The following is a 12,478-nucleotide window of genomic DNA, read 5'->3' as shown; positions in this document are numbered from 1 at the left end:
ACGCCTGTGGAGATCCCTCTGGCGGGGTAGTAGGTGTTGAGCCTGCCACTAGCTATGGGTCGTGGAAGTAGGAAGAAAGCCTCAACCTGGAGCAAAAGTCCGCTTTTGTCCAGCGTTGTATAAGTCTTTCAGAGCGGCGTTTGGGCCAGCTTGATGATGAGATGGTGGTTTTTGTCCACCGTGATCCAGCCCTGCTGGCGGAAACGGTTCAAAAGACGAGTGATGGTGACGCGGGTAGTGCCGATGGTATCGGCCAAGTCTTGGTGCGTAAGGCGCACCTGCAGGCGCACTCCCGTCGCGATGGGGGATCCCAACTCCACTGCCAACAGGGAGAGCAACTGACGCAGCCGATCCTCCACTCGCCGCCGCCCGGCCAGAGCCAGCAGCGCTTCGGTTTGGCGCAGTCGCCGCACCAACTGCTTGAGCAGCCCCTGGCTTAGGGTTTCTGAGGCTTCCACCTCAGCTGCCGACAGCCGCAGCACGTCAACTGCCGTCAACGCCTTAGCTTGGTAGGGATCCAACTTTGTCAGCGGGGATCCCAGCGGCATGGAGGGAACGGCAAAGCCCAAAATGGCCTCACTCCCGTTGGCATGGACAGTACTCAACTGCACTACGCCCCGGCAGACAATCACCCACTCTTCGGGCGGCAGAGGAATGATTTGGCGAGGGCTGTAGGAAGATAGGCTGCGGCCTCGGTAGAGGTCTTCTAGGAGCTGACGCTCCCGTTTGACATACTGGCTGGGCGGCGTTTCAGGCGTCATGAGCTAGCTCTGCTGGAGCAAACTTGGGTTCAGCGGGCGGCCTTTCCCCTGTTGAGAGAGAACAAGAGTCGGCCTTGGAACCAAGGATCCGTGTTCTCGACTACACCATATCGCTTGCCTTTCCCGCTGAAGTAAAGAGGAGGTTATGCTTGGGTTAAGTCTTGCCCTCGGCTCAGAAGCGGACAAAGCTAGGTGCAACCGCCATCCGGTAGGATAAAAACAGCTAAGCTCAAGCTTCAGGAGACCTGCCGTGACGCTGGTGGTTCGCGTGATTACTCCTGACCGCGTTGTTTGGGATGCCCCTGCCGAGGAAGTGATCCTCCCTGCCACCTCAGGCCAGCTGGGTATCCTGACCAATCACGCTCCCCTGTTGACAGCCATCGGCAACGGCGTGATGCGGGTCAAGGCCGGTGGCAAGTGGTCGGCCATTGCCGTGATGGGTGGCTTTGCAGAAGTGGAAAACAACGAGGTAACGGTTCTAGTCAACCGGGCCGAGCGAGGGGAACAAGTCGACAAGGCTGCAGCTCAAGCTCTTTTGGAGAAGGCCAACCAAGTTTTGAACACTAGCAGTGACAAGCAGGAGCGCCTGCAGGCTCAGTTGGATCAGCAACGGGCCAGGGCTTTGCTCCAAGCTGCCGAAATGGGTTCCAAAAGCTAGGGGATACCTCTTGGTTAAGGTGAGGCTAGCTACCCGTAGGTTAGCAGAGTAGGATCCTCAAGACCCTTCCGCCCACGTGCATCCCCAGAAGCCTCCTCTGTTTTCTGATCCTCCCGAGGATTCTCACCAGCTTCTCCCGATCTCAGCCATTGGCGAGGCGGGGCTACTGCAGGTGGTGCAACGCTACTGTCCTGCGCAGGTGGTGGGGGATGATGCCGCAGTGCTGGCTGTTCCCGAGGGACAGTTGGTGGTAACCACCGATGTCTTGGTGGAGGGAGTTCACTTTAGCAACTTGACCACCCCGCCCCATGCCGTGGGCTGGCGCGCGGCAACTGCCAATTTGTCGGACTTGGCGGCGATGGGATCCCGTCCCCACTCGTTGCTCGTAGGCCTGGGCCTGCCGCCCTCCACACCAGTGGCCTGGGTGGAGGAGCTCTACCAGGGAATCCAGGCTTGCTGCGCCCCCTGGGGATGCCAAGTGGTGGGAGGGGATCTGTGCCGCTCGCCCCAGCGGTTTGTGGCCATTACGGCGCTGGGATCGGTGCAGCCAGGGCGGGCCATTGAGCGCAAGCGGGCGCAGCCGGGCGATTGGCTCATCGTAACTGGGCCCCATGGGGATGCGCGGGCTGGCCTGGAGCTCTTGCTTCACCCTGAGCAGGGATCTATAGTCCCGGCAGCCCAGCAGCAGTTAATTAGGGCCCACCAATACCCACAACCGCGGCTGGATCTGTTGCCGCTGTTGGCAGCGATCCCTGACCCTATGCGCCTTGCCGGCATGGACACTAGCGACGGCCTAGCCGATGCCCTGGTGCAGGTGTGTCAGGCTAGCGGGGTGGCAGCGAGGATCGAGGCGGAGCGGATCCCGATTTCAGAGGCTTTGCAGCAGGTCTTTCCGGCCCAGGCCCTAGAGTGGGCCCTCTACGGCGGGGAAGACTTTCAGCTGCTCCTCAGCGCTGAGCCCTCTGTAGCCCAGTACCTCTTGGAAAAGCTGCCAGGGGCAGCCTGGATTGGCGAAGTCACTGGCTGGGATCCGCAGGGGACGGTGCGGCTAGACAACGGCCAGATCCTCAGCCGCCAGCAGGCCTTCCAGCATTTTTGAGCGGCTCAAAAGCGCAAGTGTCGGCTGACACGCACCAAGGGACCCAGCCCTAGGCGCTTGGGACTGAGGGCCTGCATCTCAAACAGGGCCAAAATATGGTGCACCGGCAGCTCTAGCTGGTGGGAATTTGCCCCCATCGCTATCACCAAACCACAGCAGCCCCCCGTATCGCGGCAACGCCGCTCCCAGCGCCTGCGAGCCCTTGAGTGCACGGGGTCGTCTTTGGGAAATTCGCCAAACAAGTGCAGGTCGCGGTTACCCGTCTGGACAATTTCTAGCTCGTAGCGATGGCCATCGAAGGGATCCACTCCCGTATTGAAACAAACCCCTTGGGGGCCCCCCTCGCCGCGCAGGTTTTCAATCAGTTGCTTGGCCTTAGAGCGAGAGGTGCGCACAATCACCACCGGCAGCCCCTCCCCCTTCTGCACCAGTTTGCTCTGAGGGAGAGGATGCACTTGCCCTGCACGGCGCAACACCTCCACTGTGGCCCAAGGCAGCAGTCCCAGGCCAAGCTGCGCTCCCTCAGGCAACAGATCCTCTCGGAGCAGAGCTTGGGTGGGTTTCTCTTCCTCTAATGCCAGCAGCTCTGCCGCCAACTCAGGCAGGGTGCGCACCTGCACCGACAGGGCTTCCCCTTGGGGATTGGGAACGCAATACTGCCCCTGACAAGGTTGAAAGCCCTTTTCCAGCTTGCGGCGGTACTGCTTCAAGAAGCAATGCAAGGCCTCCAAGGCCACGGCCAAGGTTGCTGCCTCCTCTTCCTGTAAAACACCGCGCAAGCCCTCCAGCGGGTGGATGGTGCCGAAGTTCGGCTCGATGTCCTCGGGATCCAACTCTGCCAAGTCCAAGTTTGGCCAGTCTTCCAGTTCGGGATGGCGGGGTTGAAAAGTCAGGTAGAGACAGTCCTGCCTCAGGAAGACTTCCTCCATCTCATCAGGGTCCGCTTGCCTGGCCTGCTGGCGAAACTGTTTGAGGGAGGGCAGGGAGCGGTAAAAAATCACCCCATACTCCATTCCTGCCCGTCCCACGATTGAGACGTAGAGAGTTTCGACGTCCCACTGATGCAGCTCGATGGCTAGAATGTGGTGATCCTCAAGGTACTCCCAGGGGGCATCCTGCCAGAGGGTAAAGGCTTTGCTAGCCAAGAGTTCTGCGTAGTTTTCTGGCAAAGGTGGGGGGATCTGCTCCTGAGCCTCGGCAAAGCTTTGTAGGATCTCATCGATGAGCGGTAGCTCCGGCTGGTATTCCACTTTGATGTCCAGCTCGTGCAGAATGCCGCGCAGGAAAAACTGCACCTCCCGGTTGCGCACGACGATTTTCTGGGGACGGGCTGGCAAGCCCGCATTGGGCCGCTCCATGGCCGCGATCAAGGCCCGCACCATTGGCTCTGTGCCAGAGCCAGCAGGCACCACCTCCATAGCTCGCACCACACCCTGAACGCCGTCCACCCAGAGAATGCATTCCCCCTCGCCGGGAGAAGGCTGGGAGCCAGCAACTGGCGAGCTTGGCAGGCTGTGGCGATCCCCTTCCCACACGGAAGGAATCTGGGGCAGCTTTTGCAGTCGACGAACCGTAGCGGCTGGCAGACGCGACATAGACATCCCGAGACCACAAAAACCACCCAAAGGCCTAGCAGATGCCTTGGGTAGGGATCCCTCTCTCCTCAGCCAAGTTGAGAGGGGGGATCCCCCTCAGCCACTCTAACCGAGCCCGGAGAAGCTGGATCCCCGCTAGGGACAATGGCCAAGCAAACCCGAGTAAAGAGCTGATGGTCAGATTCGAACTGACGACCGCTCGATTACAAGTCGAGTGCTCTACCAACTGAGCTACATCAGCCCGTTCTACCTGGATTATACTAGCACCTCCCTTGCAAGTTGTCCCCGCCTGCCAGTTTGTTGCTAGGGGGCAGCAGGCAGGGGATTGAGCTGACAGCCGAGAGAGGCAAGGAAGCTACTGCCGATCCTCTGCTGGCTGTGGAATGGGAGCTAGGTAAATAGCCAAAGCTCCGGCCAGAAAGCCCAAGATATTGCGCACCACTGGCAGCCAATCTCGGGTGCGAGCAACCACTGGGCCAAGGCCAAAGGCCCCAAACAAAATGAACCACAAGGGAGAGATGAGCAAAGCCCAGCGCCAGTTAAACACCTCCTCTCCCTGGCGGGGTTTGCCGGCAAACCCAAAGACAATCCCACCCAAGATAGAGGTAATCAACGTCAGGATCCACTGCTCCTGCGGCAGCCCGGGCACTACCCGGCAACCGCCCTGGCGAAAACAGCGATCCAGAACCTCAACGGCCTCTAGAATGGCGCGGTGGGCGCCATGTTCCTGCACATAGAACTGGTTGCCAAAGCGAGACTGCAGCTCGATCCAAAAGGTGCGCGGCAAGATCTCCCGCACCGCATCCCCCACGTTGAAGGCCAGCAGGTTGCCCCCCCGGGGATCCGCCACCATCAAAACGCTGCGCTCGTTTAGGCCCCAGTACTCCTTCACCTGGCGGCCCGGGGTTTGGTCAAACTGGGTCAACACCCGCAGCTTCCAGCCAGTTTCTTCCTCCAGCCGGCTCAGGTGCTCGGCCAGTTCGGCTTCCTCCTTGCTGCTCAACTGATCCGCCAAGTCCAAAACCGGAACAGGCGGCTGAGGCAACTCCATCGGCACTACTGGCAGGGCAGGCTGCGCCCACAGGGGAGATCCCCCGCCCAGCCAAATCCATAGCCCTAGGCAAAGACTCACTCCAAAGCAAAGTACCCTTTGCCACTGGATGCTCATGCTACTCCCTCTTTAAAGACCCAATCCTGAAAACTGATGTTAAGAAGTGTTTCAAGTTCTTACAGATCCATCATGCCCTGGAAGCCAACATTTGGCTAGAGGGAGTTCTTTCTGGGTTTTCCAGGTAGCTGCGGGAAGGGTTGGCAGCAGAGTCTTTTCTGGTCAATTGCCCATCGAGAGGGCATACTGGTGGCAACAATTTTGGATGCCGGGGGCGTGCATGATGAAGTTCAGACGCTGGTTGGGTCTCTGCTGGGCCGGCCTGATGGCGCTACTCCTCACGGCCTGCGGCCAGGGATCCACTCCCTACGACAGCATTGTGATCAACTTTGTTAACACGGCTACTCCTAGTGAGATCGCTGCCCTTGCCAAAGAGTACAACTTGACGCTGCGACCCAGCAGCAACAGTGCCTTTGCCCGCCAAGAGGTTATTTACCTAGCCACTGGGGAGGCGACTCATCCCAGGGCCACCCGGCGGCTGCTCCAGCGGCTTCAGCGGGAAGCCCTCGTTGAGTATGCCCACCCCAACTACCAATTCCAGGCCGCTTTCGTGCCCAACGATCCCCTTTACTCCCAGCAGTGGAACCTACGGGCCATCCGCATGCCCGAAGCCTGGGAGATTTCTCAAGGGGAAGGGGTGACGGTGGCAGTCGTGGACACGGGGGTGACGCGGGTGCCGGATCTGGCCCAGACCGAATTTGTGAAGGGCTACGACTTCGTAGATGACGATGAGGATCCCACCGACCTCAACGGCCACGGCACCCATGTGGCTGGCACCCTTGCCCAGTCCACCAACAACGCCCTGGGCGTGGCAGGTGTTGCCTTCAAGGCCAAGATCATGCCCGTGCGGGTGCTGGATGCCAACGGCTTTGGATCCCTGTCGGATGTGGTGGAAGGGATCCGCTATGCCGTCGACCATGGCGCTACCGTCATCAACCTCAGCTTGGGCAGTCGCGCCTCAGCTCGCTTGATGGAAGAGGCGGTAGCTTACGCCCACAGCAAGGGAGTGACCGTAGTTGCAGCTGCTGGCAACGAAAACTCCAGCCAGGTAAGCTACCCAGCCCGCTATCCCCATGTCATCGCCGTCTCAGCCACGGGGCCTGATGGCACCAAAGCTCCCTACTCCAACTATGGGGTTGGCGTGGATATTGCTGCTCCTGGTGGGGCCAAGACGCCCGAGCACCCAGAGTACGGCATCCTGCAACAGACCATCAACCGCCGCAACCCCGACGAGCCGGTCTTCGCCTACTTCCAAGGCACCAGCATGGCTGCCCCCCACGTGGCTGGCGTGGCGGCGCTGATCCAGGCTCAGGGCATCAAGGATCCGGACAAGGTGGAGGCCATCCTCAAGATGTCAGCTGCCCCAGTACCTGGCGACAAACAGAACTTCTATGGCGCCGGTCTGCTGGACGCAGCCAGAGCCTTGGCCCGAGCCAGGGGTCAGCAGGAGGAAAACCCCTTGGTGCTGTGGCTGAAGGACTTCCTGAAGTACCTAAACGACAACGGCTACCTCAACCCTCGCTTCTGGTTTGATGGGGGCGCAATTGCCCTGGTGCCCAAGCTGCTGATGGTGGTAGGTGGCTACATCCTCCTGGTGCTCATTCGCTGGTGGCTGGCTCCCAAGCCCGTACCGGTGACAGTGCCCCTATTGTCCGGGATCCTCCTGGGCAGCGCTGGCCTCTTCCCCCTGCAAGGGTTGGCCATTGTGGGTTTCCCCCGCTGGCCCTTGCAACTGCTGGGCAGCTCCCTGCCAGAGCTAGGCACCGCCTTAGCCCAGACCAATGCCCTAGATCCCTTGTTTGCCAGCGTGTTGATCCCTGGCCTGTTGATGGTGCTCCTCCTGGGCCATCGGCGCTGGCGCTGGGCGGTCATCGGCCTCTGCCTGGGGGTGGCTTCCCATCTGCTCCTGTCGGGATCCCTGTTCTATGAGGGGGTACTATGGCTTGGATCCTCTGCTTGGTTGGGGCGCTCCTTCTTGCTCCTCAATGGCTTGCTCTGCCTGGGCCTGGCCTACTTGGGAGCACAAGCCATCTTGGATTTGCAGCCCAGCAGCACCGTCCTAGCTCTGAGGAAGTGATGCAAGAATTCAGGGGTACCATTGAGTTTCTCGACATTGAGGGGGGGGTGTGGGTGCTGACGCTCCCTTCAGGTCAGCACTACGCCCTCTTCCGCGCCCCCAAAGAGCTCCTGCAGGAGGGATTGCAGGTTACCATTCAGGGGCAGGTGAGGGAAGACTGGGTAACAACAGCGCAGGTGGGTCCAGTCTTGGAGGTAAAAAGCTTCCGGAAGCAGCCCTAGCCAACTGAACCTCTGGGAGGACCCTAGTACTCCCTGCCAGCCATCCCCAGGCCGGCAGTTACTCCGAGCTTGGGATTTGACTGAGAACTGCTTGCAGAGAGCGGACATCGCAGCAGTACACCTGGTGCGGGCGGGCATACCCTTTGAGCTCCACCACCTGCTGGGAGAAGCAAGTGGCTGACTGACCTAGTTGTCGGGTCAAGTAGGCGTAGGTGCTCTGGCTGATGGCCAGGTCAGTGTTGAGGGTGCGGGTGGCGCTTTCGAGGCGAAAGGCCAGGTTGACGGTGTCGCCCAGAGCCGTGTACTCCTGGCGAGTGGTGTTGCCTACCTGGCGCACGATGGCTGGGCCAGTGTTGACGCCTGCTCCCAGGCGCAGGGGAGAGGGCAGGGGAAACTCGCTATTCAGTTGTTCGGTCATCTGGAACAGCTTCACCAGGGCCTGCAGAACTGACTTCACGTCAAGCTCGATCTCCGCCTGGTCGGCTGGCAAGGGATCCGCATGGGGTGTATGGAACCAGACGGCCATGATGGCGTCGCCAATGTACTTATCAACGCTGCCTCCCTGTTGCTGGATGATGTCGCCGCCGCGCCGGAACCAGTCGCCCATCACCTGGGAAAGCAGCCGCTCGTCCAGTTGTTGGGTCAGTTGTCCGTAACCGCGTACGTCAACCACGGCCACTGAGATGAGCCAGCGGGTCTGCAGCACCAGGGTGTCCGAGGGCCTGCCGGCAGAGCCGGGCTCTGGGCTAGTCAGGGATCCGCTGTGAAACTCAAGCTGGGATTGGCCAAGGGTAAGGCGATCCCCGTCTTGCAGCAGCGTGGGAATGCTGATGCGGCGATTGTTAACAAACGAGCCGTTGCGGCTGCCCAGATCGATGAGATAGATGCTGTTGTCATCCAAGTACTGCAGCAGGGCGTGCTGGCGGGAGACACTGGGATCGTTGAGGACAATGGCGTTGCCCTCATCGCGGCCCAGCGTCCAAGCTGTGGCTCCAGCAAGAACGTACTTCCTCTGGCTGCCGTCCGGCTCTCTGAGAATCAGGTAGGGAGCAGCGGCAGGTTCGCCTGGGACGCTCATGGTAGGAGAGGAGATAAGGCAACCCCACTCTAATACGATACCCCTCTCCCCTGCATTTGAACCGCAGCTAGGCTGGGCTTGGCGGGCGTCAGGCCAACTAATATCATGTTGTGTAGATATGTTAAGGCCCTATGACGAATCCTTCCCATCCCATTCCTGCTGAGCAGCAGCCTCTGCGGCAATATGCGGAGCTAAGGGAAGCTTTTCTTTTTCGCTGGCCAACACTGGCCTGGCTCCCCTACTTACGGCGGCTCCTGGGTGTGTGGGGAGCGGTTGCGGTGGGAATTTTGCCACTGGTGTGGGGCAGCTTTGTCGGGGATTGGGGCCACTTCACCTTGGCATGGATCCTGGGAGCCAATGCCTTGCTAGGCCTAGTGCTGCTCCACCTCTACTTGGGCTGGGCCCACGTGCGGCGGCGCTTGGTGCAGCCGCGGATCCCTTACGAAGAAAGCGGCTGGTACGACGGGGCAATGTACGTCAAATCGGAAGAGGAGCTGGCTCAGCATCGGCTCATTGTCCGTTATCAGGTTGAGCCGGTGTTGCAGCGCCTGCGACGCAGCTTGTGGGGGGTGGTTGGGCTGAGTGCCCTGACGGCCTTGCTTTGGCCACTCTGGTAGGGAGAACCAAGGGGATCCCAAGCGGTGCATGTAACTTCTGATCTGGCTCAAGCCTTGCGGCCCACTGCCGTTGCCATTGGTAACTTCGATGGCTTGCACCTGGGCCATCAGAAAGTGCTGCAGCCAATTCGAGACTCCCCAGAGGGGGTGCGCACGGTTCTCACGTTTCATCCCCACCCGCAGGAGGTGTTGACGGGGCAAAAGCAATGGCTGCTGACTCCGCCGGCGGAGAAGCTGGCGCTGTTGGCTGAAATGGGCTTTGAACAGGTGGTGCTGCTCCCCTTTACCCCTGCCCTGGCTTGCCAGCCTCCCCAAGACTTCATCCAGACAGTTCTTGAACAAGGGTTGCGCGTTCGCCACCTCAGCGTTGGCTGGGACTTTTGCTTTGGCCATCGCCGCTCCGGCAACGCCCAAACTCTGAAGGCCTGGGGATCCCAGTGCCGTATTCCAGTAGAGGTCATCCCGGAGGTGCAACTAAACGGGAAGCGAGTCAGCAGCTCCCGCATTCGCGCTGCCCTAGCTACAGGGGAGGTGGCAGCAGCCGCAGAGCTCTTGGGTCGTCCCTATCGGCTCATTGGAGAGGTGGTGCCAGGGGATCGCCGGGGACGGGAGCTGGGCTTTCCCACTGCCAATCTGCGCCTGCCGCCCGAGAAGTTCTTGCCCCGCAACGGAGTGTACAGCGCCTGGGTGGAGGTGCCCGCTGCCGCGGGAGCTCTGCCAGGAGTGATGAACATCGGCTACCGTCCTACGTTTGCTGGGCTGCGGCACACGGTTGAGGTGCATCTGCTGGATTGGAGGGGCGATCTCTACGGGCAGGAGGTGCGGGTGGCGTTGCAGGGGTTTATCCGCCCAGAGCGGCGCTTCCCCAAAGTGGCGGACTTGATCCACCAAATCCAGCAGGATTGCCAGAAGGCTCGGCAACAATTGGGCTTGGCGGAGCCGGTTCCTCTCCCAGCGCAAGAGAGACCTCAGGAGAGCTTAATCAGGGATCCCCACAGCAGGGCTATTGCCTCAGACCACTCCACCGTAGCCCCGTAGGTATCCCCCGTGTGTCCTCCCAGTTGGCGGTAGATCCAATGGCCCACGGCCAAGGCTCCCAGAGCAGCGCCCAGCGTCCAAAGTAGCAGAGGCCCCCAGGCCAGGATCCCGCTTCCCCCCAAACCGGCTGTGGTAACCCCTAGGAGCAGGGTGCCCGGCCACAGGGATCCCGGCAGGGAGGTGGAGTCTTTGAGGAAGCGGGCGGATCCCTGCTCCCGCAAGTAGGGGTAGAGAGCAATGGCCAGCAGTTGGCCCCAGCGACCCCAGGCTGGCACCAAGAGCAGGAGGGGCCAGACTTGTAGGCTACTCAGGGCAGCAAACTTCAACAGCAGCACCAGCCCTAGGGCCAGTACCCCGTAGGCTCCCGTGTGGCTGTCGCTCATCACTTGGAGGCGGTGGGAATTGCTGGCTGACTGCTCTGAGCTGGTGTGGAGATTGGCCGCCAGGCCATCGGCGGTATCGGCCACCCCATCCAGGTGCAGCCCCCCGGTTAACACCACCCACAGCGCTACCAGTAAAGCTGCCCGTACTCCCGCTGGAAAAACCTGAAGCAAGAGGGAGGCCAAAAAGAGGATCCCGCCTAGGCATAGACCCACCGCCGGCAGCCAGGCGGCGATGCCCTCAAACTGCAGATCTGCTGCCCGTCCTAGGGGCAAGGCGGTGTAGAAAGTTAGAGCTGCCCAGAAACGCCGCACTGGTTTTTGATCCTCTTCCCTTCGAGGAGCTGGTATCCAGCCTCCCAGGATCTGGGAAGGTAGCAGCCAGGTCTAACTAGGCCCGGCTAGCGGATGTACTCTTTCAACACGCTGTTGCGATTGGGATGGCGCAGCTTGCGCAGCGCTTTGGCCTCGATCTGCCGGATGCGCTCTCGGGTAACGTTAAAGATTTGGCCAATCTCCTCCAGGGTTTTCATGCGGCCGTCATCCAGCCCATAGCGCAGCCTCAACACATCCCGCTCGCGAGGGGTGAGGGTTGCCAAAACGCTTTCCAGATCTTCCCGCAATAACATCTTGGCCACCCGCTCCTCGGGAGTTTCTCCCTCCGACTCAATAAAGTCTCCCAGCCGCGAGTCCTCCTCTTTGCCAATAGGCGTCTCCAAGGAAATAGGAAGCTGAGCCGACTTGGCAATGAAGCGCAGCTTCTCGATGGTGATTTCCATGCGAGTGGCGATCTCCTCTTCCGTGGGCTTGCGGCCCAACTCCTGGGAAAGCTGCTTGGTGACTTTCTTAATGCGCGAGATGGTTTCGTAGAGGTGAACCGGCAGGCGAATGGTGCGCGATTGATCGGCAATGGCGCGGGTGATGGCTTGGCGGATCCACCAGGTGGCATAGGTGGAAAACTTGTAGCCCTTTTCGTGATCAAACTTCTCGGCTGCCCGAATGAGGCCCAGGGAGCCCTCCTGGATCAGATCCTGAAAGGAGAGACCCCTGTTCATGTATTTCTTGGCAATAGAGACTACCAGCCGCAGGTTGGACTGCACCATCTTTTCTTTAGCCCGCCGCCCCTGGTGTAGGCGCCGCCGGAATTCCGGCAAGGGCATTTTGACTTCCTCTGCCCATAGCTCCTCCGGCACCTCCTCCGGGCTGGACCAGAGGCCCATTCGCTCGAAAACGGCCTCACGGGCGCGCTCTAGCTCCAGCAGATCGGCAATTTTTCGCGCTAGCTCAATTTCTTCGTCAGGCCGCAGGAGGCGAATGCGCCCAATTTCTTGCAAATAGACGCGAATAGAGTCGTCGGTGTAGACCTTTTTCTTGCTAGCCGATTTGCGTTTCGCATGCCCTTTGGCGGCAGTAGCCTCATCCTCCTCCTCGAGGAACTCTTCGTCGCCCTCCTCCTCGTCCAAAGCCTCAGGGTCACTGGCATCCAGTTCAAACTCGAGGGGATCCGCTCCATTGTCTGCATCCAGGAGGATGGAAGAGGAGCTTTCCAGATCCGAGTCGAGAAGAGCCGTCTGACCAGATGTCACCAACTCTTTTGCTTGCACCATGCTGATTTCCTCGTGACGCTAATCACAAAACTGGAGGCAACTAAGAGCTTCTAGACGCCAAGGCAAAAGCAGCAAGTCCCAAGTCCACTGCAACCCAGAACGCTAGCTCTAGGGCGCCAAGAGCTGCAGAACTAGACCCCGCTCGCGCTAGGCAAGCTGGCCCGCTTCTAGACAGCCAA

12 protein-coding genes and 1 tRNA gene are annotated in these 12,478 nt (G+C 60.1%); 6 read left to right on the top strand and 7 right to left on the bottom strand.

Annotated elements, in window-relative coordinates; genetic code table 11:
• Positions 1 to 128: 128 nt before the first annotated feature.
• The gene (locus NW860_RS02370; RefSeq protein ID WP_414512147.1) at positions 129 to 761 is read right to left on the bottom strand and encodes a Crp/Fnr family transcriptional regulator; all 633 of its coding nucleotides are present in this window, start codon (positions 759 to 761) and stop codon (positions 129 to 131) included.
• Between the two features lie 250 nt (positions 762 to 1,011).
• Between NW860_RS02370 and atpC the strand changes: the two genes are divergently transcribed.
• Positions 1,012 to 1,419, top strand: a complete 408-nt coding sequence (atpC, locus tag NW860_RS02365; protein ID WP_414394905.1) for an ATP synthase F1 subunit epsilon — start codon at positions 1,012 to 1,014, stop codon at positions 1,417 to 1,419.
• A 139-nt stretch (positions 1,420 to 1,558) separates the two neighbouring features.
• The gene (gene thiL, locus NW860_RS02360; RefSeq protein WP_414512151.1) at positions 1,559 to 2,518 is read left to right on the top strand and encodes a thiamine-phosphate kinase; all 960 of its coding nucleotides are present in this window, start codon (positions 1,559 to 1,561) and stop codon (positions 2,516 to 2,518) included.
• A gap of 5 nt (positions 2,519 to 2,523) precedes the next feature.
• Here thiL and NW860_RS02355 read toward each other — a convergent pair whose 3' ends face one another.
• The 3 genes from NW860_RS02355 to NW860_RS02345 all read right to left on the bottom strand — a co-directional run bounded on the left by NW860_RS02355 (position 2,524) and on the right by NW860_RS02345 (position 5,164).
• Entirely contained in the window at positions 2,524 to 4,113 is a 1,590-nt protein-coding gene (locus NW860_RS02355; RefSeq protein WP_414512145.1) for a DUF6930 domain-containing protein, read from the bottom strand.
• Between the two features lie 168 nt (positions 4,114 to 4,281).
• A tRNA-Thr gene (locus NW860_RS02350) sits at positions 4,282 to 4,354 on the bottom strand.
• Between the two features lie 114 nt (positions 4,355 to 4,468).
• On the bottom strand, positions 4,469 to 5,164 hold the full coding sequence (locus tag NW860_RS02345; RefSeq protein WP_414395147.1) for a TPM domain-containing protein: 696 nt from the start codon (positions 5,162 to 5,164) through the stop codon (positions 4,469 to 4,471).
• 337 nt (positions 5,165 to 5,501) lie between these two features.
• On the opposite strand from NW860_RS02345, the gene NW860_RS02340 reads away from it, so the two are divergent.
• Positions 5,502 to 7,358 carry a S8 family serine peptidase gene (locus NW860_RS02340; protein WP_414411764.1) on the top strand — a complete coding sequence of 619 codons (1,857 nt, stop codon included), beginning with the start codon at positions 5,502 to 5,504 and terminating at the stop codon, positions 7,356 to 7,358.
• Positions 7,358 to 7,579, top strand: a complete 222-nt coding sequence (locus tag NW860_RS02335) for a hypothetical protein (protein WP_414394901.1) — start codon at positions 7,358 to 7,360, stop codon at positions 7,577 to 7,579. The genes NW860_RS02340 and NW860_RS02335 overlap by 1 nt, the downstream gene beginning before the upstream one ends.
• Positions 7,580 to 7,637: 58 nt before the next feature.
• Here the strand turns inward: NW860_RS02335 and NW860_RS02330 are convergent, their stop codons facing one another.
• Positions 7,638 to 8,657: an FHA domain-containing protein gene (locus tag NW860_RS02330; protein WP_414394900.1), complete on the bottom strand. Its 1,020-nt coding sequence runs from the start codon at positions 8,655 to 8,657 to the stop codon at positions 7,638 to 7,640.
• 131 nt (positions 8,658 to 8,788) lie between these two features.
• Between NW860_RS02330 and NW860_RS02325 the strand changes: the two genes are divergently transcribed.
• Together NW860_RS02325 and NW860_RS02320 are read left to right on the top strand one after the other, a co-directional pair.
• A complete protein-coding gene (locus tag NW860_RS02325; protein ID WP_414405280.1) occupies positions 8,789 to 9,274 on the top strand; it encodes a CGLD27 family protein in 486 nt (161 codons plus the stop codon).
• 24 nt (positions 9,275 to 9,298) lie between these two features.
• Positions 9,299 to 10,312 (top strand): bifunctional riboflavin kinase/FAD synthetase, encoded by a 1,014-nt coding sequence (locus NW860_RS02320; protein ID WP_414512141.1) that lies wholly within the window; start codon positions 9,299 to 9,301, stop codon positions 10,310 to 10,312.
• Here the strand turns inward: NW860_RS02320 and cobS are convergent.
• Positions 10,243 to 11,007, bottom strand: a complete 765-nt coding sequence (cobS, locus tag NW860_RS02315) for an adenosylcobinamide-GDP ribazoletransferase (protein WP_414394896.1) — start codon at positions 11,005 to 11,007, stop codon at positions 10,243 to 10,245. The genes NW860_RS02320 and cobS overlap by 70 nt on opposite strands.
• A gap of 86 nt (positions 11,008 to 11,093) precedes the next feature.
• On the bottom strand, positions 11,094 to 12,299 hold the full coding sequence (gene rpoD, locus NW860_RS02310; RefSeq protein WP_414394894.1) for an RNA polymerase sigma factor RpoD: 1,206 nt from the start codon (positions 12,297 to 12,299) through the stop codon (positions 11,094 to 11,096).
• Positions 12,300 to 12,478 lie beyond the last annotated feature (179 nt).

This window comes from Synechococcus sp. F70.1 (assembly GCF_047502745.1).
Lineage (GTDB): Bacteria > Cyanobacteriota > Cyanobacteriia > Thermostichales > Thermostichaceae > Thermostichus.
The sequence above is the reverse complement of the archived record's forward strand: the minus strand, read 5'-3'. Positions and strand labels throughout refer to the sequence as shown.